This window comes from Marnyiella aurantia (assembly GCF_014041915.1).
Taxonomy (GTDB): domain Bacteria; phylum Bacteroidota; class Bacteroidia; order Flavobacteriales; family Weeksellaceae; genus Marnyiella; species Marnyiella aurantia.
Genome location: NZ_CP059472.1, coordinates 2214807 through 2240330, shown reverse-complemented (window position 1 = coordinate 2240330; position 25524 = coordinate 2214807). Strand labels below are relative to the sequence as shown.

21 protein-coding genes are annotated in these 25524 nt (G+C 43.4%); 8 read left to right on the top strand and 13 right to left on the bottom strand.

Translation table 11 applies throughout. The features are described from left to right. Positions 1-2 precede the first annotated feature (2 nt). From H1R16_RS10415 to H1R16_RS10400, 4 genes are all read right to left on the bottom strand, one after another. Complete coding sequence (locus H1R16_RS10415; protein WP_181886609.1) at positions 3-2594, bottom strand: hypothetical protein; 2592 nt, start codon at positions 2592-2594, stop codon at positions 3-5. A 229-nt stretch (positions 2595-2823) separates the two neighbouring features. Further along, positions 2824-4587, bottom strand: coding sequence for a T9SS type A sorting domain-containing protein (locus H1R16_RS10410; protein ID WP_181886610.1), 1764 nt, complete (start codon positions 4585-4587; stop codon positions 2824-2826). Between the two features lie 393 nt (positions 4588-4980). Further along, positions 4981-5991, bottom strand: a complete 1011-nt coding sequence (locus H1R16_RS10405) for a glycosyltransferase (RefSeq protein WP_181886794.1) — start codon at positions 5989-5991, stop codon at positions 4981-4983. An 11-nt stretch (positions 5992-6002) separates the two neighbouring features. Then, positions 6003-7175 carry a THUMP domain-containing class I SAM-dependent RNA methyltransferase gene (locus tag H1R16_RS10400; RefSeq protein ID WP_181886611.1) on the bottom strand — a complete coding sequence of 391 codons (1173 nt, stop codon included), beginning with the start codon at positions 7173-7175 and terminating at the stop codon, positions 6003-6005. A 117-nt stretch (positions 7176-7292) separates the two neighbouring features. Between H1R16_RS10400 and H1R16_RS10395 the strand changes: the two genes are divergently transcribed. Beyond that, the gene (locus tag H1R16_RS10395; RefSeq protein ID WP_181886612.1) at positions 7293-8063 is read left to right on the top strand and encodes an SAM-dependent methyltransferase; all 771 of its coding nucleotides are present in this window, start codon (positions 7293-7295) and stop codon (positions 8061-8063) included. A gap of 4 nt (positions 8064-8067) precedes the next feature. Further along, positions 8068-8760: a ZIP family metal transporter gene (locus H1R16_RS10390; protein ID WP_187350425.1), complete on the top strand. Its 693-nt coding sequence runs from the start codon at positions 8068-8070 to the stop codon at positions 8758-8760. Positions 8761-8817: 57 nt separating this feature from the next. On the opposite strand, the gene H1R16_RS10385 is transcribed toward H1R16_RS10390, so the two are convergent. Next, the gene (locus H1R16_RS10385) at positions 8818-10263 is read right to left on the bottom strand and encodes an OmpP1/FadL family transporter (protein ID WP_181886613.1); all 1446 of its coding nucleotides are present in this window, start codon (positions 10261-10263) and stop codon (positions 8818-8820) included. 25 nt (positions 10264-10288) lie between these two features. Continuing rightward, positions 10289-11248 (bottom strand): prolyl-tRNA synthetase, encoded by a 960-nt coding sequence (locus tag H1R16_RS10380; protein ID WP_181886614.1) that lies wholly within the window; start codon positions 11246-11248, stop codon positions 10289-10291. Between the two features lie 141 nt (positions 11249-11389). Here H1R16_RS10380 and proS point away from each other — a divergent pair, with 141 nt between their 5' ends. The 6 genes from proS to recG all read left to right on the top strand — a co-directional run bounded on the left by proS (position 11390) and on the right by recG (position 20392). Then, complete coding sequence (gene proS / locus H1R16_RS10375) at positions 11390-12865, top strand: proline--tRNA ligase (RefSeq protein WP_181886615.1); 1476 nt, start codon at positions 11390-11392, stop codon at positions 12863-12865. A 106-nt stretch (positions 12866-12971) separates the two neighbouring features. Then, positions 12972-14252, top strand: a complete 1281-nt coding sequence (locus H1R16_RS10370; protein WP_181886616.1) for an OmpA family protein — start codon at positions 12972-12974, stop codon at positions 14250-14252. A 292-nt stretch (positions 14253-14544) separates the two neighbouring features. Further along, positions 14545-16041, top strand: coding sequence for a peptide MFS transporter (locus H1R16_RS10365; RefSeq protein WP_181886617.1), 1497 nt, complete (start codon positions 14545-14547; stop codon positions 16039-16041). Positions 16042-16116: 75 nt separating this feature from the next. Next, entirely contained in the window at positions 16117-17628 is a 1512-nt protein-coding gene (locus H1R16_RS10360) for a peptide MFS transporter (protein ID WP_181886618.1), read from the top strand. Positions 17629-17667: 39 nt separating this feature from the next. After that, entirely contained in the window at positions 17668-18201 is a 534-nt protein-coding gene (locus H1R16_RS10355) for a thioredoxin family protein (protein ID WP_181886619.1), read from the top strand. Between the two features lie 106 nt (positions 18202-18307). Further along, positions 18308-20392 (top strand): ATP-dependent DNA helicase RecG, encoded by a 2085-nt coding sequence (gene recG / locus H1R16_RS10350; RefSeq protein WP_181886796.1) that lies wholly within the window; start codon positions 18308-18310, stop codon positions 20390-20392. 114 nt (positions 20393-20506) lie between these two features. Here recG and H1R16_RS10345 read toward each other — a convergent pair whose 3' ends face one another. From H1R16_RS10345 to H1R16_RS10315, 7 genes are all read right to left on the bottom strand, one after another. Further along, on the bottom strand, positions 20507-20743 hold the full coding sequence (locus tag H1R16_RS10345; RefSeq protein ID WP_181886620.1) for a hypothetical protein: 237 nt from the start codon (positions 20741-20743) through the stop codon (positions 20507-20509). A 29-nt stretch (positions 20744-20772) separates the two neighbouring features. Continuing rightward, complete coding sequence (locus H1R16_RS10340) at positions 20773-20928, bottom strand: lmo0937 family membrane protein (RefSeq protein WP_181886621.1); 156 nt, start codon at positions 20926-20928, stop codon at positions 20773-20775. A gap of 194 nt (positions 20929-21122) precedes the next feature. Then, positions 21123-23330: a PAS domain-containing protein gene (locus H1R16_RS10335; RefSeq protein ID WP_181886622.1), complete on the bottom strand. Its 2208-nt coding sequence runs from the start codon at positions 23328-23330 to the stop codon at positions 21123-21125. A gap of 2 nt (positions 23331-23332) precedes the next feature. Beyond that, positions 23333-23779, bottom strand: coding sequence for a response regulator (locus H1R16_RS10330; RefSeq protein ID WP_181886623.1), 447 nt, complete (start codon positions 23777-23779; stop codon positions 23333-23335). Between the two features lie 17 nt (positions 23780-23796). After that, the gene (locus tag H1R16_RS10325; protein WP_181886624.1) at positions 23797-24354 is read right to left on the bottom strand and encodes a helix-turn-helix domain-containing protein; all 558 of its coding nucleotides are present in this window, start codon (positions 24352-24354) and stop codon (positions 23797-23799) included. Between the two features lie 154 nt (positions 24355-24508). Further along, entirely contained in the window at positions 24509-24766 is a 258-nt protein-coding gene (locus H1R16_RS10320) for a hypothetical protein (RefSeq protein WP_181886625.1), read from the bottom strand. Between the two features lie 86 nt (positions 24767-24852). Continuing rightward, the gene (locus H1R16_RS10315) at positions 24853-25524 is read right to left on the bottom strand and encodes a hypothetical protein (RefSeq protein WP_181886626.1); all 672 of its coding nucleotides are present in this window, start codon (positions 25522-25524) and stop codon (positions 24853-24855) included.

Genomic DNA, 25524 nt, shown 5'->3' with positions numbered 1-25524 from the left:
TATTATTGCTTGTAATTATACTGGTACTCCTTAAGTGCCACTCCATTAACATCGAGTACTCTGTGCAGTCGGTTATAAGTATCATATTGGTAGGTCTCCATCAACCCTGTGGGTGGGATCATTTTGGTTACACCGACAAGAGGATCATAGGTGTAACATGAAATCATAAAGTCCTTCATTGCGGTGTTGGTACGGAAAAGATTCAAAGCTTCCACCAACGCCCACTCGGTGGCTGCCTCCTGTGCCGAGGTGGCATTTGCGTCCGAATTGGAAGCCGAAACGATGGATGAAATAAGCGCCGCAGGGATCTCTGAAAACTTAGCACCCTCTACTTTTGCAATCGGCACCGTTTTGTTGTATCCCCAAATTACGGTCGTAGACTTACCTGTTCCGACATCCGGGAATTCTGTAAACTGAACCAGATTACCCTTATCATCATATATATCATAAGAAATGTTTTTCACCCCCTGGGCCGGATTATCCGGCAAGTAACTTACCTGGGAGGTAGGAAAAAAATGAGAGGTATTTTCATACTTAGTCTCCTGCTTTGAAATCAATGTTCCGTTGCGCTTTGTCTCGGTAATAAGCGGAAAGGAACGGATATTTGCATTCCATAGGCGGGGATCGGTAAGAACAAGTGACCAAGGATATGTAGTGGTCTGCATTGTGACTATACCGTCTGCACCGGTTGTTTTTTGTGAAATTACGTTTAAGTCTCTAGTATCCCGCACGCTTTCAGTGACTTCTGTTCTGCTTCCGTCCGAATAAAATGCAGTTGAACTTGTGATCTGTTTGGTAATCAACGCATTCCGACCGATTGTTTCCAATTCATAACCAGTAGTATACGTTGCAGCTTCAGTTTCAGAAAATTCAAACTCACTATATTCTTCCGCTTTTTTAACGTTATCATTATTAAAAATTTGTGTTTTATAGTGGAGTCCTTTATCCAAAATATTAACATATTTCAATGAGCCATACCTTAAATTACTGTTGGTGACCGCAGCGCTGTCCGTATTTATATTTTCGGGATAGTCGTTCATGGCCTTAAAAAAATATTTTGTATACCCTGCCTGATTTCCAGTGACTTCCTTTACATTTTTATACACGACAGAATTCTGATTGCCAAAATCGTTAAGAAAGCCACTCGGCATTTGGTTATCAGAAAAATTCTGATAACTGTATTGTTTAGTCTGGTCCGGAATAATCGTATTGTTGTCGTAATACTCAATTTTCTTTATTCTAACTCCTTTGCCGGTGGAATAATTGGGCAGCGGTAATGACTTATACCTGATTCTTTTGATGACCACGTATCCGGTCCCTCCTGTTCCATTTATTTGGAACGATTGGTTACCGGGCAGAAATTTTACACCCTGAGGGGTCTGAATTCCACCAACTAAACTGAAATTGACTGAACCCTGCTGACCCTCCGGAAGAATTGGATTGTCATAATAACTGTGAACATCAAAGGTATATGCTAAATAACTGGCGCCTTCACTATTATCGGGATTGTGCGGTAAGTTAAACAAACCTAAAACTGTTCCTCCTGTAAAATTAAAAGGAAACTCACCTACATCTTCATAGTACTGCGCTTCCCTATCCAGCACCGCATTTGGCGGAGCATTGTTAGTAAAATAATAAGAACTGTTTTTATTAACATAGTACTGATGCGGTTCATACTGATATTTAATTTCAGCTCCTGTAGGAAGTTTGATTCTTTTCAACAACCCCTGTCCGAGATATGCGGGATTTTCCTCCTCATTACTGAAACACAACCCGAGTGGAAGTGTCCAATTGCCTGTAATTGCCTGTCCGTAAAAAAATTCTGTTTGCTGAAACGTGTTAGTTTTGGAATACTTTAGCAGCTTACTAAGCACCCGTTTGTTCTGTACGTGTGAATGGCCGCATGGATCCGGCGGAACCGGCATATATCCTAAGGGATAAACAAATGGACTGGAACTGCTTTCAAAACCGAATTTTTGAATTACTTTACCGCTGGTTGTCTTAAGCTCTAATACATTGAGTTTGAACTGGTCGCTGTCCTTCTTCCTAAGTGAAGAGTCAATTGTATACTGGAAACTGATTGTACCGAAAGCTGACGATATACTGCTTATTTTCAAACTTTTAACAGGAATCACCGTTGCATACTTGCCAGGCTGGGTATAGATATCTTCAACATATACCAGTGTAAAAAGCTGCTGCATGCCGGTATCCAGTACCTCCGTTAGATAATAAGCACCTGCATAATTAAATTCCATAGCTCCAACGTATGCATATGCCTTATCCCGTGTATCAAAAATGTAAGATACACCATCTACATCCGTAACGGTAAACTTAAAGTCATTTGCACTCGGTGCAAATGAAATCATAAGCTTATCATTTGTTAATTTAGTAAGATGCCTAACCCCACTACTATCCTGAGAAAAAGTGAACTTTCCGCTTTTACCAAAAAAGTTGTAGTAGTACAGATCGGTAGGAATACCACTATACTTATTAATTTCTCTGTAGATAAGGCCACCCGTTCCGTACAAACTCCATCCCAGACCCACTTCAGAGGCTTTGCTGAATCTCTCTGAATTGGCGGGGTGGTAGCTCATTCCACAATTGACCGAAAAGTTTTTATTGTGTGTCGGCAATGAGAAAAACGGGAAATTTATATCAGGAATACCAGTGGCAAGGGATACGGGACTATTCACATAGGCAGGAATTGAAGCCGCTGAGGGGGCAGAATAAAAAATATCACTTGTTGAACTTGATTGAGCCTGTACATTCACAAACTGGAAACAGGTTAGTAAGGCAATTGTAATAGCAAATATCTTTCTCATCTTACTTTTTAATAATTTTAGCATTCACAATTTTAGTTTCAGTTTTCACCACGGCCAGGAATACTCCCTGGATGAGCGGTTGGGTAATGATCTTAGTCACCCTGTTCTTTGTTTTTACGGTATCCACCAGTCTGCCGCCCATATCGTAGAGTTCTATGGTAGCCTCCTTAAAGTCGAAGCCTATCTCCACATAGCAGTAGTCTGAAACAGGGTTCGGGTAGATCCTTATTTCCTGCTTTTCGATAAGCTCCTTCACCTGACTGTCGCCCAGCTTCACCACCTTCCAATTCTCTTTTCCGAGCTCCTTTGCGCTGGTGCCGGCAAGAACAAAGGATCCGTCGAACAGCATGGCAGCTGAGACAAGGCGCTCCACTTTCTCCCTGGATTTTCCTTCGATGTATTTTCGCCAGACTTCATCCCCTTTTTCATCCAAATGAAGCATCCAGAAGGTTTCGTCGTCTTTTTCTTTTCTTCCTTCGGACTGGGTGTAACCGCCCACGAGGTAACCACGGGACGCAGTACCTTTTTTATCCCAGATCGTATTGAGACTCATCAGAACATCCCTGTTTCCAAAACTGTAGGACTTCTGGAACTGTTCGTTGCCGCTATGGTCCAGCGCGATGATCCAAAGGTCCGTTCCCTCCTCCACACCAGAGGTTTTATTGCCTGAATTGTCACTTCGCGATTCGCCGCCCACAACAAAGCCGCTGCCGGTTAAGGCCATAGCCCGGATATGATCGTCTCCTTTGCCGCCAACATTCTTTTGCCACTCTACATTTCCTTCTTTATCGAGTTTTATTATCCAGAAATCACCTTCCCCATAGTTCTCTGAATCCTTGGCAAAGGAAGTTCTGGGTACCCCGGAGTTTTTTGAAACAGGTGATTTTGCCGGCGCAGTACCGGCCGGACCGGAAGTACTGCGTTGCGGCTCAGGACCGTCTTTTTCATCTGTAAAAAAAGCCACTGAACGACTGAGTGTGCGGTCTATGGTTTCGGATTTTTCTGTCGGAGAGGAATTTTTGGAAGTAGTGGACGCGGCGCCTGATTTTTTTTCGGTGAATTTACCGCTGCGGGAGTAAATGCCAATCAGTGCACCGCCGTCTGCTGTCGGGATCATCTTCTCCACTTCATCAAGACCACTACCCCCGAGAACTATTTCCTTTGTGGGTTTACCGTTCTTATCCAGCTTCAGCAGCCAGACATCTTTGGAACCGTAACCGGTTTCTTTATCCTGTATGCTTCCTGCCACAAAATAGCCCAAGTCGGTGCTTTGAACTACTGCCCGGGCCTCGTCATTACCCGCAGTTCCGATGGTGCGCTGCCATTCTTCGGTACCGTTTTCAGCAATCTTGATCAGCCAGATATCTGACCCCCCGAAGGCTCTGCCTTTTTTATCCAACCCCTCAGGTGACAGTGTAGTGCCGGCTAAAAGAAATCCACCTTCCTGCGTAGCTACAGTAGCCGTAAGGAAATCGTGGTTTTGCCCCTGAAAGAATTTCTCCCATACTTCCCTGCCGTCCTGATCCAGTTTGACCAGGTGGAAATCGTAACCGTTATTCTGCCTGGCTCCTCCGGATGAGGATACCGAAGTCATTTTTGGAGGCTGGATGGAACTGCCGGAAACCAGAAACTGACCGTCGACAGTTACGGAAAGCGTACTTAAGAAATCCTGTGTCGAGGATTTAATGTCCTTTTGCCACTGAACCTCCTGCGCGGAGGCAGTGAGACAGATTGCAGAAAAAAGAACGGAGTAGATTTTAACCATAAAAACAGGATATTAAAATAACTTAACGAAGTTAACATTTTTTATGACGTGTAGCCTAGGTTTTGCTAAGAATATTTAGTGAATTTTCACTTTAAATAAACAAGCATTATCACAACTTTACTTATTGTGTATGTTAGGATCTTTCGCGTAAACTGGGTAAATTGATGGATTTGAATCCGTTAATAACAGTTTTTACAGCCAGGATTAAACGCGCCAGAAATAATTATTAATGGGCCGTATTTTAATGTCTGAATTATCCTTTGCGCAATGTCTAACATCGTCGAATCTTCTATTTCCTGACTTTAACCCATGCCGCTTCAACAGTTTCCTGAATATGCCAAAAATCCAACCAAAAGTACATCTAAAATGGAAATTATTAGACGGCTTTAACTTTTATGAAAAATGCTTAGGGAAAGCTTCATCCGGCTTCATCCTTAAAATATTTAGCAGGAACCACGACTTTAGGAATCCATAGCCGTAGGAAAACATCTGGATATAGGTGGAAATAATGGCCATAGAGGCTACACTGAGGTTGCGGGTCTTGTATAAAGCATGGAAAAACACGAGAAAGGTATACAAACCGTACATGGTGAGTAAAAAACCTTTGCCCAGAATAAAATATTCAATAAAACCCAGAATATAACCCAGCAGGAATAAAGTCGGAAATGCGAATGATATTTTCACATACTCCGGATGCCTCTGATTGAGAATCGGTCTGGCACATCCAAACTGATAAACCTGTTTGGAGAATTTCCCGAAGTCAACACGCCGCTTGTGATACACACCAATGTCATCAAAAAAAGCAGTTTTGAATCCGTTTTCCCAAAGCGTCATGGAAAGGTCCGGATCCTCCCCGATGCGCATCTCAGAAAAACCTCCTACTCTATCAAAGGCCGACTTCCTCACACCCATATTGAAACTGCGTGGCTGGAAGCGGCTTACCGCCTTCTTACTACCGCGGATTCCGCCCGTCGTAAAGACCGACGTCATGGAATAGGAAATGGCTTTCTGCATCAGATTAAAGCCCTTATGCGCCTTATCTGCACCGCCAAACGCGTCACAAACGGAAGTAATAATATTGATTTTAATATTTCCAATATAATCCTTCTCTACAATGACGTCCGAATCTACAAAAACCAGCCAGTGATTATCATCGTCCGCAGAAGTTACACGCCGGGCACCGTAATTCCGGGAAAGTCCGGGACCCGAATTATCTTTCCTGAAGAATTTAATATCCAGTTTTTCAGCGAACAGGTTAACCGTGGGCCGAAGGTCCAGCAGCGAACCATCGTCCACAATCACGACCTCAAAATTGGGATCCGTTTGCAGGGACAGGGATTTCAGCAACTCGTAAAGTTCTTCCTTTCGGTTGTAAATAGCGATGATGACGGAGACATTTACCAATGCTGCCAATATTAGTCCGGCTGGTTGCCGGCCAGTTTATGAATCTTCTTGGTACCTTCGTACATCTCAAACTGCAGGAAACGGCATTCCAGTTTTCCATTGAAGAGTTTTATTTTTCTTGAAGGCCTCAGACCCACTTTCTTGGCCGCATCCAAATCTGATGAGATGAACCAGGCCAGGGTATTCGGGTAGCTCTTCTTGAAGGTATCCCCTATCTTTCTGTAGAAATCGTCTTCGGTGATTTCAATTCGCTCGTCGTAAGGCGGATTAAAGACCATGAGCAGCGGGAAAAGGTCTTTCTTCGATTCAAAGAAGTCCTGTCTTTTCACTTCAATAACGTCTTCCATTTCGGCGGCCTCAATATTAAGATGCGCCGCATTCAGCATGTCCGGATCAAGGTCGTAACCTACAATCTTTCCGGTGAACTCCTTTACACGCTCTATACGGACCTCCTTAATCTTCTGGAATAATTCGTCATCATAATTCTTCCAGTTCTGGAAGGAGAATTTCTTACGGAAAATCTGCGCCGGCAGATCCATGGCTATCATAGCGGCCTCTATAAGCAGTGTCCCCGAACCACACATCGGGTCCAGAAAATTCCCTTTACCGTCCCAGCCTGCCAGTTGAAGCATTCCGGCTGCCAGCACTTCATTAATCGGAGCTTCACCCTGTTCCTTGCGGTATCCACGCTTAAAAAGTGCATCTCCCGCAGAGTCTATTGATACCGTAACCAATTCCCTGTCTATATGAAGATGAAATTTAATATCAGGGTCGCGGGCATCTACATCCGGTCTTTTTCTGTATTTGAATTTGAAACTGTCTACAATCGCGTCTTTCATCTTCTGCGCCATAAACTGTGAGTGGCGGAAACGGTCGGAATAGATCGTAGTATCAATGGCAAAAGTTTGGTCTACACGCATAAAGTCGTCCCACGGAAATTCATAGAGTTTATCGTAGAAACGGTTTTCGTCCCAGGCTTTGAAAGTAAGCAGTGGGATCATGATTTTAAGTGCCGTACGTGCAGAGTAATTTATTTTATACAGAAATCCCAGGTCGCCTTCGCAGTTTACTGCACGGTTTTTTATTTCGACATTTCTGCCGCCTAGTTTCCTCACCTCTTCAGCAAGAACCTGTTCCAGACCGAAAAACGTTTTGATCTGTATCTGTAAATTTTCTGTATCCATAATAGTGTAGCGGTATAACCTGGTTGCAGGCCCTTTTTGCATGCTTAATCATGATGACTTTCCTAAAAAACCGGGCCTTTGTGGTTTACCGAGTGCAAATTTAGTTATTTTTGCAGAATGGCATGGTTCGAAACATGGTTTGATACCCCTTATTATCATATACTCTACAAAGACCGCGATTTTGAAGAAGCGGAACATTTCATTTCATTACTCCTCGGTGAGCTACAGCTGCCTTCAAAATCAAAAATTATAGATCTTGGATGTGGCAAGGGAAGACATTCGGTTTTTCTGAATAAGGCCGGCTACGATGTATTAGGCCTGGACCTGTCGCGCGAAAGCATTACGCATAATAAACAGTTCGAAATTGATCCTGTAGACGATGACGGACAAACAAAGCTAAAATTTGCCGTGCATGATATGAGGGACGAGATTTACCCCTCCGTTTCATCAGCAAAAGTGGATGCGGTATTGAACCTTTTCACGAGCTTCGGCTATTTTGAGGACGAAAATGATGACCGCAGGGTTTTCCGCTCGGTGCGAAACGTCCTTAACGACGGTGGATTTTTTGTGCTTGATTTTTTAAATGAAACCTGGGTAAAGAATACGCTTGTACCGCATGAAATGCAGACCAAAGGACATATTGATTTTAATATAAAGAAGCGGATTGTGGATCAGCATGTCATTAAAGACATCAACTTTACAGATAAGGGAGAAAAGCATCATTTCTTTGAAAAAGTGAAACTGCACGAACCTGCGGAAATAGAAGAATATGGTAAGGAGTTTGGGTTTGAACTTGTAAAGGTTTACGGTAATTATCACCTTGAACCTTTTGACGCTGATACATCTCCGCGCTGTATTAATGTTTTCAGAAAAAAATCTGACATCTAAAAATATGGTGATTATATTACTGCTGATACTCAGTGTAGTGACTGGGGTTTTGCTTGGAAAATTCTTCGGCACAAAAGAAAAATTTGCAAAAAACCTGCTTATCTTAAGTGCGGGTTTTCTGATTACGATATGCGTTAATGAAGTTTTTCCGTCCATTTATGAGTCCGATGTAGAAAATATCGGGATTTGGGTCATCGCGGGCGTACTGCTACAAATGGTTTTGGAACATCTAACCAAAGGTTTTGAGCACGGTCACTTTCATCATCATTCAGAGCACGGGATACTCCCAATGGCGCTAATCCTGGGAATGTTTGTACATGCTTTTATTGAAGGATTTCCACTTGCGTATGAAACTGATGTATTTTCACCTTATCTGCAGGGTATTATCTTTCATAATTTACCTATCTCATTTATCCTTGGCGCCTTTCTTTTCAAAAGCAAAAAATTCTCGCGCAACTCCTGGCTTATCATTTCGATGTTTGCCCTGGCTTCCCCGCTTGGGATGATATTTGGTGCTTATTTCGATCCGGAACTGCAACCGTACTTCATGGCCGTGGTAGGGGGTATCTTCTTACATATCTCTTCTGTAATTATTTTTGAAAGCAACAGGAATCACAACGTAAACTGGTCCAAGATTGGGCTGGTGGTCCTGGGTGTTGCCCTCGCCATGCTGGGTCACAACTTCCATCACCATTAAAAAAAAATACTCCGGCATAAACCGGAGTATCTTATATATATGCGCATTGTCGGCATCTTAAAACTTCCAGCCTAAAGTGAGGAAGAGATTATTTTGTGTATTCTTTACAGTGGACACTGCAGACACTTCTTCTGAAATATCGAAGTTACCGGAGTGGTAACCCGTTGTATACCGTGGAGAATCATTTGCAACACTGCCAAAAAGAAATGGATTGGTATACTCCGAATTCATGTTCTGATAAGCCAGATCTATATAGAATGATTTGAAATCATAACCTGCACCAAGTCCTACAGTATTCCTGCTTCCAAGGATCAGATTATCGAAGGTCTGGTTTCCTACACTGCCGTTTGTATTATTATAGGCAGAAATGCTTACTGCATCAAAAGGATTACTTGCGTGGGCAAAACCACCTCTCAGCCTTAAAGCTTTAATACGGTATTCTGCACCCACCTTAATTTCTGAACTGGCGGTACTGTGATCTGCAAGGAAACTGTTCAATTCAGTTTCGGCAGGTCCCTGTACTTTATACCTGGGTTTGGTAAGCCCCAGACCATAGTCCACATTCAGGGAGAAATTTTTATTGGGTACGAAAGCTGCACTCAATGTAGCTTTAAGCGGTGACGAAAAAGTTCTGTCTTCCGCCAGTGTTTCGTAAGATATATAGCCGTCCACATCTGTATAATAATCGGTGTACACACGCTCAATCTGCCACCAGGTAGGAGTTTCCAGAGCGGCACCTAGACGGAACTGATTGTTTAACTTTCCGATCACACCTACGCTCGCTGAAAATCCGCTTCCCAGTTCACTGAAGGGAGTGTACTGTTTATCAAATTCGGTAACAGAATTATCGAGATCCAGTCCGAATCTTGCTGTATCAAACTGCTCCAGATTGCTGGAATGGAAATTAAGACCCGCACCTACAAAGAATGCATTGTCATAATTGGCACCGATACCTACACTCATTTTAGTCTGAAGTCCGGTACGGTAATAGCCATGGCCCAGAAAATTTAGGTTACCGGTAACCGGAGTACCCATGCTGTCTTCAAGTTCTTTTGGAATGATAATATTTGTATTTCCCGGAGTTTCGGCATAACTGTCCAGATTACGGCTGCTGATGTTGACACCCAGGTTTACAAATTTCCAGGGTGTTTCTGTAAGAAGTTGAAACGAGGCTACCCCATTCGCATTCGTCAAATCCGCCATTGTATTACTGAACGACGTAGACTGGTTTCCGGAACTGCTGACATTTTTATAATTGGTTACACCAAGAGTTCCGCCTATATTGCTGGAAATAGCTACTCCAAGCCCCGCTGGGTTATTCATAAGCGCGGTAGCATCGCCGCCAAGCGCTCCCGCCGAGCCAGCCATTGCATTCCACTTGGCTGAACTTCCGAGTGAGCTGTTTGAGTACACATCAACTGTGTTCTTAAGAATTGAGACATCCTGCGCCTGCGCAAAGAAAACTGCAGTTACAGTGAGTACTGCTAAAGATTTTTTTATCATTGTTATTCTCAGTTAATTTTTAAGACTATCTGCCACCTGAACGCATACCTCCACCGGTAGAACCTCCAGATCTGAAACCACCACCTGAGGAAGAGCTTCCGCTGTTGAAACCGCCTGAGCGGAAACCGCCACTGTCATTAGATCTTGTGCGCGGTTCTACAGTTCTTGGAGCACTTTGCTGTTGGTTGTTAAAGTCAGGGCGGTTTCTCGGAACTGCTCTCGGCTGACTTTGCTGCTGCATATTAGGCCTTTGCGCCGGAATCCTGAACCGAGGTGCGGAATCCGCAGGCAACTGATTTGTTACGCGGGCACCCGAAGCGCCCTGATTCCGGAATCCATTATTTGCTCCCTGCTTCAGCAAGCCCTGCGATCCCTGGTAAGAGTTATATAACCTTCCGTTTGCACCACTGCGCTGATAACGGTAAGCGGGTCCGTAATAATAAGGACTGTAATAACCATAATATGACGAGCCCCATCCGTATGGGTAATAGCCATTATACCAACCCCAGTTTGAGTAAGGACTGTAGCCCCAGAACGGGTCGTACCATCCCCATGGAGATCCCCATCCCCAGGACATTCCTACACGGATACCATAAGAGTGATACGGGCTGTAATAACCGTACGGCATTCCCCAGCCCCAGTTATCCTGGTAAAAATTGGTTTCGGATCCCGCATACAGACCCCAGTCAGAAGCAGAAGCATTATCGTCCCAATATTTACTGTTTTCCTGCCAGCTGCGTTCACGTACATCTTCAATGATTTGGGAGTCATTATAATCATAATATTCCCCCACCTGGTTTCCCCGGTTATCCAGAACTACGCCCTCCGGTAGAGTGTCGCGGTTAGGATCATAATACACTCCGTCTGTCTCACTGTAGCCACCCATCTGAGTGCCGCAGGACATCAGTATAAATCCCCCCGCTACAGCCAGCATTAAATTGGAGCGCAGCTTCCCGGACAGATTTTCAATTATATATTTTTTCATAGTATATAAAAATTTTTATTTTAAATATCTTTGCACCGCTTATGCGGCTCCAAACGTAATTAACATCGTAAATATACGTGTTTAATTTAGATTCGGAAAAAGGCAAAAGTTAAATAGGGTTACATAAAAATTTAAGTAAAAATGGCAAAATTAACTTCAAGAGGACAGGATTACAGCAAATGGTATAATGAATTGGTGGTAAAAGCTGATCTGGCGGAGAATTCGCAGGTTCGTGGATGCATGGTAATCAAGCCTTACGGTTATGCGATTTGGGAAAAAATGCGTGACGAACTGGACCGTATGTTTAAGGAAACCGGTCACCAAAATGCCTATTTTCCGCTGTTTGTACCTAAAAGTCTTTTTGAAGCAGAAGAGCAAAATGCCGAGGGCTTCGCAAAGGAATGCGCCGTGGTTACCCATTACCGACTTAAGACGGATCCTAATAACCCGCAAAAACTCATCGTAGACCCAGATGCTAAACTGGAAGAAGAACTGATCGTTCGTCCCACTTCCGAAGCAATTATCTGGAGCACCTATAAAAACTGGATCCAGAGCTACCGTGACCTGCCAATCCTCATTAACCAATGGGCCAATGTGGTACGCTGGGAAATGAGGACACGCCTGTTTCTCCGTACTACTGAATTCCTGTGGCAGGAAGGGCATACAGCGCATGCAACACGCGAAGAAGCATTGGAGGAAACCGAGAAAATGCTTGAAGTATACGCTACATTTGCCGAAAATCATATGGCGATGCCTGTAATCCGCGGAATTAAGACACCAACGGAACGCTTTGCGGGTGCCGAAGAAACCTACTGTATTGAGGCACTGATGCAGGATGGAAAAGCGCTGCAGGCAGGAACCTCCCACTTTTTAGGTCAGAACTTCTCCAAGGCTTTTGATGTTAAATTTACCAGCCGCGAAGGAAAAATTGAGTATCCATGGGCCACGTCGTGGGGCGTTAGTACACGTTTGATGGGCGCGCTCATCATGGCACATTCTGATGATTTTGGTTTGGTATTGCCTCCTACCCTCGCACCCATTCAGGTTGTTATTGTACCTATATTTAAAGGTGAGGAGCAGCTGGAAAACATCCGAACCGTAGCCACCGAAATTCAGCAGAAACTGAAAGCCAAAAACATCAGTGTTAAGTTTGACGATGATGATCAGAACAAACCAGGCTGGAAGTTCGCGGAATACGAACTGAAAGGTGTACCTGTAAGAATTGCCATGGGTGCCAGGGATCTGGAAAACCGCACCGTAGAAGTTGCGCGCCGCGACACACTGACTAAGGAAGTACAACCCCTCGAAAACCTTGATATATATATTGAAGAACTGTTAAAAACCATTCAGAAAGACATCTATAACAGAGCGCTGGAGTTTAAAAACAATAACATCACTAAAGTGGAAACCTTCGAAGAGTTCCAAAAAGTCCTGGAAGAAAAGGGCGGCTTTATTTCCGCTCACTGGGACGGCTCCGCAGAGGAGGAGGAAGAGATCAAAAACCTTACTAAAGCTACCATCCGCTGCATTCCTTTAGATGCTGAAGAAGAAGCTGGTGTATCACTTATCTCAGGCAAGCCTTCTGCACGCCGTGTAATATTCGCTAAAGCTTATTAAAAGATTTCGTTACAGAATACTCAGCAAATCATATACTTTATAATGAGGTAGTCAAATTGGATTAATTATTGCATAAATATGCGGATAACATTAAAATTTAACTACTATGTCATTAAACATTCTTGACCTTATCAGAGGACAGTTAGGTCCTGCGCTTGTTACCCAGGCTGCTACACAGTTAGGAGAAAGTGAATCCGCAATTTCAAAAGCGATCAGCGGGCTTTTGCCGGCAGTCGTAGGCGGTTTTGCCAACCATTCGAATAATCCCACTGTACTTGACTCCATTACAGGGTCTGCGAACAGTGGCCTGCTGGGAAACCTGCTGGGAGGTTCAGCAAACAATACTTATATCTCGAATGTACTTTCAAGTATTTTTGGAGACAAGGTTTCAGGTATTATCAGCGCAGTTTCAAGCTATGCAGGGATTGGCACCGGCTCCACCTCTACCTTGCTGAATATGGTGACAGGGGCTACGCTTGGATCTGTGGGAAAGTACGCGGCGGACAATAATCTTGACCGTTCCGCTGTATCGGGACTACTGTCTGATCAGAAAGGAATCATTTCTACGCTGCTGCCTGCAGGCCTGTCTATGGCATCACTTGGTATTGGTGATTGGTTTGGAAACAGCACGTCTGAAAGAGTTTCAACAACTGCAGCAACAGACCCCAAGGTTGAAGTGACCAGGGCAGGCGCAACACATTTAAATGTGGACAGGGACGAAGTTAAAACAGAGGGGAGCTCCATCTGGAAATGGCTGCTTCCACTTCTGCTCCTTTTATTGGTAGGTTGGTTCCTGATGAAACAATGTAACGACAAAGAAACTGTAACGACAACTGAGAACGACTCCACAGTTATTGTAGAAGATTCGGCGAATGTAATTGCTGATACTTCAATGACTACTGATAATCGCGGTGAAATGACAGCTATCGACCTTAACGGTACTCCTTTGCAGGGTTATGCAAACGGGATGGAGTCCAGAATGATTGAATTCCTTCGTTCCGGCGGTTACACTAATGCAGCAAATGATGAAGCACTGAAAAATACCTGGTATGATTTCGACAATGTGAACTTCCAAATGGCTTCTGCAACAGCTTTGGAGCCTGGTTCTGAAGGTCAGATTCAGAATCTTGCTGAAATTTTGAAAGCATATCCTGACGCTAAAATCAAGATTGGCGGATATACCGATAAAACCGGTGACGCAGCAACTAATAAAAAACTGTCGCAGGACAGAGCAGATTTCATAAAGTCTGAACTTACAAGGATGGGTGTAGGTGCTCAGGTAACCGATGCAGAAGGTTATGGTAGTGAACAGGCGAAAGTTGATGCTTCAGCATCTGATGCAGAAAGAGCTTCAGACAGAAAGATGTCTGTAAGATTTACAAAATAGGAGATTTCATACAAACATTTGATTTCCAGTTTAATCGGGGCAACGAACAATTGCCCCGTTTTGTATGGCCAATTGCCAACTTAATTCAGGAAGATCCTGACACTTAAGTGAGTTGTCTCCAATCTTCAATCCAATTTAAGAATGTCCCGACGGAAGATTTATAGACAATTGTTGGATTTTGATTGGACATTATTCAACATTCTAAATTCTTTCTCAAAAAGCAGCAAACTGTAACGTCAGAAGCGAAAAAAAACTATATTTGCTCCTGTTACAAATAATTTTCAATTAAACTATGGATACAACACAACCAACGCAGGGGCACCCTAAGGGACTCTACTCCCTGTTTTTTACAGAAATGTGGGAACGTTTCTCCTATTACGGAATGCGTGCCCTGCTTACCATCTTTCTAACTGCTGAACTCGCTACCGGAGGTTTCGGGCTGGACCGCGCCGAATCTCTGTCCGTGTACGGTATTTTTACCGCTCTGGTTTACCTGACTCCGATCTTGGGAGGTTGGTTTGCAGATAAGATTCTTGGCCAGAGAAAGTCGATCCTGATCGGTGGTCTTGTAATGGCTATAGGACAGTTTATGCTTGCAGCAGGCGCAGCCGGCGATCTGATGGGAGACCTTGAAACCAGAAAAAACTTTTTCTATCTTGGATTAGGTGTACTGATTCTGGGTAATGGATTCTTTAAACCGAATATTTCTACAATTGTTGGAGACCTTTATGATAACGATGATCCACGTAAAGACGGTGCGTTCACCATCTTCTATATGGGTATTAATATTGGCGCATTTCTTTCGCCATTTGTAGCAGGTACATTAGGTGAGAAAGTAGGTTGGCCTTACGGTTATCTGGCTGCCGGTATTGGTATGATGGTTGGTGTTTTGTGGTTTTATGCGCGCCGTAATACACTTGAGGATAAAGGTTTGCCGCCGGGATATAAGGAAAAGGGCATCACACAACTTGTAGGGAAGGACTGGAGAGATATTATCCTTTACACCATTGGAAATGTAGCTTTCGTTTTTGCTGTAATGTTTATCTGGAACAATACATCCGACCTTATCCATACTATTATGGTTTGGATACTGGGTATTGCCGGAACCGGTTTCATAGCACTATCAATTTTTAAGGGAACAAATGGTTCTACGGAATGGACCAGGGTCTTTGTAATCCTCATCCTGGCATTCTTCAACATTGTATTCTGGGCCGGATTCGAGCAGGCAGGTGGTACATTTAACCTCTTTGCACAGGAAAATACAGACCGTGTTGTAGGAGGATTTGAAATCCCAACGACGTGGTTCCAGAACATTAATCCTATTGCCATCGTTACACTTGCACCTCTATTCTCCATTTTGTGGATTAAACTGGCAGCACGTAAAATGAATCCGAGAACTCCTGTGAAGTTTGCACTTTCAATGTTTATCGGTGCGTTTGCGTTTTTCATTATGACCCAGGCTCAGAACAGTGCCGATGCCGGTAACATTGTAAGCCCAATGTGGCTTGTGGTTGTTTATGTACTGCTTACCATCGGTGAACTTATGCTTTCACCAATCGGTCTTTCTATGGTAACCAAGCTGTCTCCCGGAAACATTACCTCTATTATGATGGGTGTGTGGATGGCCAGTTTTGCGCTTGGTAACTACCTGGCAGCAACCCTGGAGCAGATCCTGGAGACCTATGACTTCTCTCTATACCCGTTCATCACAGTACTTATGCTGATTTCAGGTGTCGCCTTGTTATTGCTTTCACCTATCCTGAACAAGTTCATGAAAGGTATTCATTAACATACTGAACATACAATTACTGAAACCACCGAAATATCGGTGGTTTTTTTTTACATTCGTGCCAAATATTTCACAATGAACCTAACTCTGGAACAAATACAGGATTTTAAAGGGAGATACCCAAAACAAATCTGGTCCCTCTTCTTCTCCGAAATGTGGGAGCGCTTCTGCTTTTATGGAATGCGCGGCATGCTGGTATTCTTTATGATTTCACAGCTGAAATTTGGAGATGAGCAGGCCAACCTGCAGTACGGTGCCACACAGGCTTTTGTATACGCCTTCACTTTTGTGGGAGGTCTTTTTGCTGATAAGATTCTGGGATTCAGGAAATCACTGTTTTGGGGCGGACTGCTTATGATCACAGGCAGCCTGATTTTAGCGGCCAATCCTCATGATTTCTTTTTCCTGGGCATTTCATTCACGGTTGTTGGTACTGGCTTCTTCAAACCCAATATTTCCACAATGGTGGGCAAGTTGTACAGGGCCGGAGATTCGCGGACAGATGCGGGATTTTCACTGTTTTACGCCGGCATCAACCTTGGAGCACTGTTGGGCGGCTATATCTGTATTGCTATTGGAAAAGGTGAAATGTTCTCCAAACTGATTCCGGAAACACTTCGCTGGAATATTGCCTTCGGACTTGCAGCGGTTGTAATGGTCATCAGCCTTGTAAACTTCATCTTCACACAGCGTAGACTGGGTCCTATCGGTCTCATGCCCCAGCAGGTAAGTGCCGACGGATCTGTTCAGGTTCAGCCGAAATGGAAAGTATACGGTACTTACCTCCTTACCTTACTCTTTGTGCCACTTATAATGGTGATGGTATCGGTACCTCAATATACCGATTACTTTATGTACACTGTAGGTCCGTTAACGCTTATTTACCTGTTTTATGAAATGTCTAAAGTGAATGCTTCAGAACGCAAGAAACTCTGGGCCGCGCTGGTATTTATCATGTTCTCCATCATCTTCTGGGGAATATACGAACAGTCCGGTGGCTCACTGAGTATTTTCGCAGCAAAGAACCTGAACAAAGACCTGCTGGGACTGGATCCTAACGGCGTCAATAATTCCGGCGGTGCATTCTTCATTATTTTTCTGGCCCCTATTATTGGTCTGCTGTGGATCTGGCTTAGCAAAAGGAGACTTGAACCCAATACACTCATTAAATTCGGATTGGGCTTTATCTTTCTGGGCGCCGGTTACTACGTTCTTTTTGCCACCCGATTTTTTGCAGATCTTCAGGGAATCACGTCGCTTAATATTTTTACCATTGCTCTGCTTGTCATCACCTTCGGCGAACTTTGCCTGTCGCCAATTGGTCTGAGTATCATGACTAAACTGTCCACCGAAAAACTGCAGGGAATGATGATGGGACTCTGGTTCCTGGCTTCCGCCTACGGACAGTATGTAGCAGGAATAATTGGCGCCGGTATGGCCACCGCCCAGGAGGGTTCTACAAATATGGATGCCATGCTTACTTACACCGAAGGTTACCGACAGTTGGGAATATATGCCGTTATTGCAGGTCTTGTTCTAATTGCGATTTCGCCACTCGTAAAAAAGCTGATGCAGGACGTGAGATAATTGATTTAACATTTACCACAATTACAAATCCAACTACTTATGAAGAAATTTACCGCTATACTACTGCTCCTGATATTCACCACTGCTTCTGCCCAGCTCAAGTGGATGACTTTGGATGAAGCAAGGGCCGCTCAGAAGGTCACACCTAAGAAAATCCTGATTGATTTTTATGCTGACTGGTGCGGCCCGTGTAAAGTAATGGAGAAGAAGACCTATAATCATCCCCAGATTGCGGAATACCTGAACCAGAATTATTACCCGGTAAAATTTGATGCAGAAGGAAATCAGAAAATCGAAATATACGGACGGGTATTCAGTAATCCTGATTTTCAGAATAAAAAACGCCGCAACGCGATGCATGAGCTTACTCAGTACATGAACGTGAACGCCGTTCCGAGTATCGTTTTCCTGGATGAACAAAGTAATCCGATTACAATGCTTCAGGGTGCGCTTACCGCCCGCGAACTGGAACCTTATATTTATTTTTTCGCCAATGATGAACATCTGAAGATAAAGACCCGCGAAGAGTGGGAAAACTATCAGAAAAAATTTAAATCGAAAATCAAGGACTAATACCTTTGCCGCCAAAAGGATAAACCGCTTAACAAGAAAGACTTTCCATTTTTTTGGAAGTCTTTTCTTTTTTTCGGAAATTGTCCTGTCAATCACCATGAATCAGCTGTCCTTAGATACTCCTGTTGAATTTCTGAAAAGCATCGGTCCGGAACGTGCAAAACTTATACGAAATGTATTGGATATTGTGACTGTGGAAGACTTTCTGAATTTCTACCCTATCCGGTATCTGGACAAAAGTCAGGTTTACGATATAAAGAATCTGTCCGATACCCTACCCGAAGTTCAGCTCAAAGGACGCATCATAGATCTGAAGGAACTTGGCGAAGGCCGCAGCAAAAGGCTGGCAGCGAAGTTTCAGGATGAAACAGGAATCATTGACCTTGTATGGTTTAAATACTCAAAATGGCTGAAGGAACAGTTACCGGTTAATAAAACAGTTTATATTTTCGGAAAAGTCACCCTGTTTAACAGTCAGTTTTCAATGGCCCACCCTGAAATTGAGGTTGAAGAACTGAAGGAAAAGCCCACGGGGCTGCTGCCCATTTACCCCGGTTCAGAAAAACTAAGCAAACGCGGACTAAACCACAAGTTCTTTCAGAATGTTCTCCGGAGCATCTGCACGCAAATACCTGCGCTGCTGACAGAAAATATACCCGATGCTGTCCGTCAGAAGCTGAAACTCATGCCCCGTGGTGAGGCATACTTAAATATTCATTTTCCCGGCGACCTGCGTAAATATGAGCAGGCAAACCGGAGAATAAAATTTGAAGAAGCCTTTTTTTTCCAACTGAGCTACGCACTAAAAAAGCAGCACCATCAAGCAAACGCGATCGGTAATCCATTTACGCTTGTCGGAGATTATTTTACCACTTTTTACCGGGACCACCTGCCTTTTCCGCTCACGAATGCACAAAAAAGAGTCATCAGGGAAATCAGGACGGATATGCGGCGCCCGGTGCAGATGAACCGGCTACTTCAGGGTGATGTAGGTTCTGGCAAAACCATTGTTGCATTATTGGCAATGCTTATCGCGATGGATAATGGCTTCCAGAGTGTGATGATGGCTCCCACCGAAATCCTCGCTCAGCAGCATTATAACTCGCTGAAAGAACTGACGGAGATTGCAGGAATCCAAATCCGTCTGCTTACCGGTTCAACAAAAAAATCAGAGCGAAAGAGTATCCACGACTCCCTGCTGAGCGGCGACCTTTCCATTTTAGTTGGCACACATGCAGTGCTGGAGGATATTGTGCAGTTCAAAAACCTCGGACTCGCCATTATAGACGAACAGCACCGCTTTGGTGTGGCCCAGCGTGCAAGACTGTGGGCAAAGAACCGGATCCCGCCTCATATCCTTGTAATGACGGCTACACCTATACCGCGAACTCTGGCGATGAGTTTCTACAGCGACCTGGACGTCTCCGTAATTGACGAAATGCCCCTGGGCAGGAAACCAATTATTACCGCTCACCGCCGCGAAAAAGACCGGCTGAGTGTTTTCCGCTTTGCTCAGGAGGAAATTGAAAAGGGGCGTCAGGTCTATTTTGTATATCCGCTTATTGAAGAATCCGAAACCCTGGATTACAAAAACCTCATGGAGAATTTCGACCATATTGTCCAGTTTTTTGAAGGCTGCAACGTAACGATGCTTCACGGGCGGATGAAGCCCAACGAGAAGGAGGATGCGATGCAGTACTTTGCTTCCGGCAAAGCGCAGATCATGGTTGCCACTACGGTAATTGAGGTTGGAGTTAATGTGCCGAATGCCTCGGTGATGATTATTGAAAGCGCCGAACGCTTCGGCCTGTCCCAGCTGCACCAACTTCGCGGACGTGTGGGACGCGGGGCAGAGCAGAGTTACTGTATACTTATGACCTCGGATAAACTAACGAAAGAAAGCCGGATCCGTATTAAAACAATGACGGAAACAAATGATGGTTTCAAGATTTCTGAAGTGGATATGCAGCTGCGCGGCCCGGGCGATTTATTAGGCACACAGCAGAGTGGCATTCTTGACTTTAAAAAACTGGATCTTACCACTGATGCCAAAATTATTGAGGCATCCAAAGATACTGTTGCAACAATCCTGCAGAAAGATCCGTTTCTGGCCCTACCCGATCATCAGAATCTTAAAAATCATTACCTAACGCATTATCGGGGAAAAACCAGCTGGGGCAAAATATCTTAACAATATAATTTTTTGGAGAAAACAAACGAAAAGCGTTGCGGGCCGACCGATAATAAACAGAAAGGCTGTCTACCAAGAGGTAAACAGCCAGTTTTTTATCAGGTACTTTTATAACTACGCTCTGTTGTTATTTCCTCTTGCAACCAATGCGATAATAACGATGAGCACGAGTGCACCGATAACCCACACCAGCGGGTTGGACATCCAGTCACCGCCCATTGCATCCCCGGGTTTACTAACGTCCACATCTACATCCAGGTCCGGGCTGGAATTTTGTGCAAACGCAATTGCAGAAAGGAACAATGAGTAAACGAATAACTGTACTCTTGTAAAAAAAGGGAACTTTGTCATAATAGTTTATTTTAAGGTTATAATTGAGATTAACGTGAATAGTCTTTTACCAGTTTCAACAGTACGGCCAATACTGAAAAGAGAAACATGAAATGGAAAACACCCCCAATATCAAACAGCATGTAACCAATCATCCAGCTGAAAAATAAGACCGCCGCCATCATATACAGAATATTATCTTTCATTTTTATATAAATTGTCCAGTGCAAATATCCCCGTAAGTTCTAAAACTGATATTATAAGATTAGATTGTATGTTTATACTTTACCGAAAAAATACAACCCCGAAGAAGGAGAGCTACATCTGAGCGACAAATATCGCCAAGGGAAATTTGGATCGTATTACATCATGAAGGGCAAAGCTTTCAGAATATAAAGAATTACTGCGCGGGCAGACAGACTGTGAACACGGAACCTTTACCGGGAGTTCCAACAGCATTGATGTATCCGGAATGATTCTCAACAATCTTCTTACAGATTGCCAGCCCGATACCAGTACCCTCATACTCGAGTTTACCATGTAAACGGCTAAAAAGAGTAAAGATCTTTTCGGCATACTGCTGTTCAAATCCAATTCCGTTATCTGTAAAGACAATCCGGTAGAAATAACTGCCTGGTTTCACCGGAAGACCCTGTTCTTCAGACAGAACATGATCCACTGTAATACTTATTTCCGGGGTAACATTCTCACGCGAGTATTTAAGTGAATTACTGATGAGATTTATAAAAAGCTGCTGAATCTGAAACGGCACCACATTGAGCACCGGAAGGGTTTGTGTTTTTACCAGGGCTTTTCTTTCCTCAATGGGATGATGCAGTTCCTCCAGCGCATTGTACATTAGCTGGTTCAGATCTGCAGTAACAAAAACCTGCTCGGCACTTGTGGTCCGGGAGAACTGCAGCAGGTCTTTAATGAGCAGACGCATACGGTCCGAAGAGGATTGGATACGCTCCAGATACTGCTTACCTGTATCGGATAATTTATCGTATTCCTTATCCTTCAGTCGGCTTATAAATGTCTGTATTTTACGTAAAGGCTCCTGTAGATCATGACTGGCAAAATAGTTAAAGGCCTGCAATTCCGTATTTTTGGCTTCCAGAATCCGGTTCTTTTCTTCAATGTCGTTTTTATCCAGTACTTCCTCTGTTGCATCCTGAAGAATAAACAGGAAGTAATCGCCCAGTTCGGAATCGCGGATAATCTTACAGGTTACATCAATATAAATCAGCTTTTGATCTGTATTCCGTAAAATCCGGAAGGTAAAAGCTGAGATATCCTGTAATTCGGTAATAGCTGCAATACGGTCTTCCAGCATTTTTGCGTCCTGTGGATGGACCGTCTTAAAAAACGACCTGGGATGGTGGTCAAAATCCTCAGCTTCAAAGCCGAAAAGGCGCACAAGGTTATCGGAAAAAACAAAACGGTCATCCCCCAGAATCCACTGCAAAGTTCCGAACCTTCCAATTTTCTCTGCTTCTTCGAAAGTCTTATTGGCCACATTAAGATGAATATTCCTGTCCGTTAGGATGGCATTCACATTTTCCAGTTGCAGCTGATTCTCAATTTCGCTTGTTACATCCATCGTTATTCCCAGCAGAATCCTGTCGTCATTGGGGGAAATTACCGATTTTCCCACGACGTGAAGAAATTTCACAACACCGTCTTCACGTACAATGCGGTACCGGAACGGAGCCATTTTGCCATTCTGCACCATGTCCGCATATTTAGCCCGCACATAGTGCAGGTCATCACGGTGTACATTATTCATAAAACTGCCGTAATCTGCTTTAAAAGACTGAGGTTCATAGCCCAGCAGACTGTATTGATTATCTGAGTAGTGATAAGTCCCGGTATTATAATCCAAAATCCAGATTCCATAGCCTCCCACCTTTTCTGCGAGTTGGGCTGTATCCAGGCTCACCTGAAGATCATAATTCAGTTTGCGCTGGTTTTTAATATCAGCATTAACTTTATAGAAGATGAAAATAAGGAGCCCCAGGGCAAAGAGGGAGATTAGGTAAAGGTAAAACGGTGTTGATTTCTGGCTGAAAATAAAGGCGGCTTTACGGTCTTCCAGCAGCAGTTTTTCTTCCTGCAGCATTTGGTCTATCCTGTCGTGTATACTGGCCATTACGCGCTGGCCGGTCATCAGGGATTCCTTCAGGGCATCCATGTCGTCGTAGGACAGGTTTGAAACGAAACTTGCCGTTACAATTTCATATTTGTACCGGATCATCAGCTTAAGACTTTCCAGACTCTCCCTTTGGCCGGGATGTGCCTGGAAAAGAGTATCCAACTCGGAAAGTAACGCGTTAATTTCCTGCTTTTTTATGGAAATGGTCTGGCGTGAAGTTGGATCTTCCGTCAGGATAAAATTACGCCGTTCGGTTTCAATATCCTTCAGGTTGGAATATATCCTTTCCAGTTTAACGGACACCTCATAGCTATCTGTCATCCAGTCCGAATTTTTAGACTGGCGCTCAAGATGCTTGTAGGTTACCGCCATCAGAAAAAACATAAGAGCAGTAGATACAATAAAGATTACTGTAAGAAGAAAGGACGACCGGGTCCGGAAGAACTTGTTCATCTTCACATTCTGAGCAGAAAATTATCCTTGTTGAGTCCGGAAGTCTGATACTGCCAGTTAATGGTTACAACGTCGGACAGCACTTTTTTAAGCGCTCCAAAATCGCTTGGTTTCTTTATATATATATTGGCACCTTTCACAAAGGTTTCCTCAATATGTTCCTCCGATGATGATGTAGAATAGATCGCAACGGCAATATTGGACAGTTTGGGATTATTCTTGATTTCATCCAGACACTCTATACCGTTCTTTTTGGGCATATTGAGGTCCAGAAACAGTATTTCGGGAAGTAACGCATCTTCGCTGTTCAGATAATCCATCAATGCGGCACCATCGTTATAGGTGCGTACTTTAGTGTTGATCTTGAGCTCTTCAAAGGCATCAGTGAAAAACAGTCTGTCATCTTCATCATCATCAGCAAGGATGATATGCATATATTCTTTTACCATTTTCTGTTCTGTATATTTTATTTCATATTGGCCAGTTCCCTTCTCTTTGCAATAATTTTCTGAAACTGGGACGGCGTGATACCGGTGGTGTTTTTAAACTGGGTACTCAGGTGCGCAACGCTGGAATAATTAAGACGGTAAGCAATTTCTGTAAGAGTAAGCTTATCATTCACGATCAGCTGCTTTGCATAATCGATTTTCTGCATGATAATGAAGTTCTCAATGGATGTATAAGTAACCTCCGAGAACAGGTTGGACAGGTAGCCATAACTGTGATTCAGCTTCTCGGCCAGGTAAACTGAGGCCTTCACATGCACATCTTTCTCCGAAAAAACCATGTCATAAATTACATCCTTGATCTTCTGCACCAATGCAGACTTCTGGTTTTCGATGATTTCAATCCCATATTCATTTAATGATTCGGTAAGCTCTTTCATCTGTTCCTTAGGTATCTGTTCCAGGAACTCTACTTCGCCAAAACTTACGATACGGTACTTCCATCCTTTCTCCCCGAGTTTTTGATCCAGTACGGATTTGCAGATGGTGTTAAAATCAAATTTGAGATAGATTTTCATTATAATAAAGGACTATTTATGGGTAAAGATAACAAATTTAAGATTATGCATGTGAGATTATCGGCAGGTATCACATAGCTTCAGAATGAGGTTTCCCGCAGAAACATCTGCGGGAAACCTACGATAGATAAAAAAGAAAAGTATTTTTAAGTTTTTAGTCAACAGTTACGTAATAATTATCTCCGAAATCTTTTCGGACCGTAATATGATAACGGCGTTTCAGCAGTTTATATACTTTTTTACAGTGGGACTGAAGGCGGTTGTAATCTCTGTTGAAATCGTCTGACGAAAAAACCATCTTGTGGATGTCTTTATCATCCAGAAGAAGTTCGCGGTCATAATCCAATCTCGCGATACCGAATTTCTTGTACAGTGAAACAAAATAATCTTCAAAAGCCTCTAACCTGTTCATTTATTCTTCTGTTAAACATTAACAGAACAAAAGTGCAGAATTACAACAGAATTTTTTTTACAGAATTATGCGTGGCTTTTACAATATTAGTGTTGCGGCGGTGGCATAGGCGGTGGAGGCGACTGGTACTTCACTTCCGTAAAACCATTGAGAAAGTTTTCTATTTCAGCAAAATTTTTATCGAAATCCTTCTGCATCGTATAGGCTACAACCATTGCAAAACCCGAATCGTTTATAAAATAATATCCCGCATATTCAAAATCTAACCCTTTCAGATTGGCAATGTACCGAAGGTAAAGCAACTTTTTCCCGTTTATAGTACGGTATTCTGATTCCTTGAGCCGAAAATAGTCCACGGCCTGTCTTACGTTGGAAAGTACAACATCCTTTACAATCCTGAGATTGGGAATCCTGGATTTATCTGCCGTAAGCGTAGAAAAGATGTGGTTAGGACCCACAAACATATATTCAGTATTCTGGAGACGGTTAGGAACTGCACTCCACTTCTTTGGATCGTGGTATACTGCCACATTCAGGTTGGAGCTGTTTACAGCCCGGGTAGCCTTTGGATCACGGTTGTAAAGCGTGGCGTTGGTTAAAATGGTTTCGAGCGCCGCGCTGTCTGACTCATGAACAAAACGCCATGTTTTATCGTCAAAAAGAACCACTTCCTTTCCGGAATCGGTAATGGCCTTCTGCACCTGTGCGTTAATCGGCAGAAAGGAAAGGTAACAGAACAGGGCGGCATATCTTTTCAT

Bases quoted from the DNA above. Each gene is read 5' to 3' on its own strand.
- proS (WP_181886615.1), top strand. From the start codon at position 11,390: ATGGCAAAATTAACTTCAAGAGGACAGGATTACAGCAAATGGTATAAT.
- H1R16_RS10410 (WP_181886610.1), bottom strand. From the start codon at position 4,587: ATGGTTAAAATCTACTCCGTTCTTTTTTCTGCAATCTGTCTCACTGCC.
- H1R16_RS10365 (WP_181886617.1), top strand. From the start codon at position 14,545: ATGGATACAACACAACCAACGCAGGGGCACCCTAAGGGACTCTACTCC.
- H1R16_RS10360 (WP_181886618.1), top strand. From the start codon at position 16,117: ATGAACCTAACTCTGGAACAAATACAGGATTTTAAAGGGAGATACCCA.
- H1R16_RS10395 (WP_181886612.1), top strand. From the start codon at position 7,293: ATGGCATGGTTCGAAACATGGTTTGATACCCCTTATTATCATATACTC.
- H1R16_RS10415 (WP_181886609.1), bottom strand. From the start codon at position 2,594: ATGAGCTACCACCCCGCCAATTCAGAGAGATTCAGCAAAGCCTCTGAA.
- H1R16_RS10390 (WP_187350425.1), top strand. From the start codon at position 8,068: ATGGTGATTATATTACTGCTGATACTCAGTGTAGTGACTGGGGTTTTG.
- H1R16_RS10330 (WP_181886623.1), bottom strand. From the start codon at position 23,779: ATGGTAAAAGAATATATGCATATCATCCTTGCTGATGATGATGAAGAT.
- H1R16_RS10325 (WP_181886624.1), bottom strand. From the start codon at position 24,354: ATGAAAATCTATCTCAAATTTGATTTTAACACCATCTGCAAATCCGTA.
- H1R16_RS10315 (WP_181886626.1), bottom strand. From the start codon at position 25,524: ATGAAAAGATATGCCGCCCTGTTCTGTTACCTTTCCTTTCTGCCGATT.
- H1R16_RS10385 (WP_181886613.1), bottom strand. From the start codon at position 10,263: ATGATAAAAAAATCTTTAGCAGTACTCACTGTAACTGCAGTTTTCTTT.
- H1R16_RS10345 (WP_181886620.1), bottom strand. From the start codon at position 20,743: ATGACAAAGTTCCCTTTTTTTACAAGAGTACAGTTATTCGTTTACTCA.
- H1R16_RS10355 (WP_181886619.1), top strand. From the start codon at position 17,668: ATGAAGAAATTTACCGCTATACTACTGCTCCTGATATTCACCACTGCT.
- H1R16_RS10320 (WP_181886625.1), bottom strand. From the start codon at position 24,766: ATGAACAGGTTAGAGGCTTTTGAAGATTATTTTGTTTCACTGTACAAG.
- H1R16_RS10380 (WP_181886614.1), bottom strand. From the start codon at position 11,248: ATGAAAAAATATATAATTGAAAATCTGTCCGGGAAGCTGCGCTCCAAT.
- H1R16_RS10400 (WP_181886611.1), bottom strand. From the start codon at position 7,175: ATGGATACAGAAAATTTACAGATACAGATCAAAACGTTTTTCGGTCTG.
- H1R16_RS10340 (WP_181886621.1), bottom strand. From the start codon at position 20,928: ATGAAAGATAATATTCTGTATATGATGGCGGCGGTCTTATTTTTCAGC.
- H1R16_RS10335 (WP_181886622.1), bottom strand. From the start codon at position 23,330: ATGAACAAGTTCTTCCGGACCCGGTCGTCCTTTCTTCTTACAGTAATC.
- H1R16_RS10370 (WP_181886616.1), top strand. From the start codon at position 12,972: ATGTCATTAAACATTCTTGACCTTATCAGAGGACAGTTAGGTCCTGCG.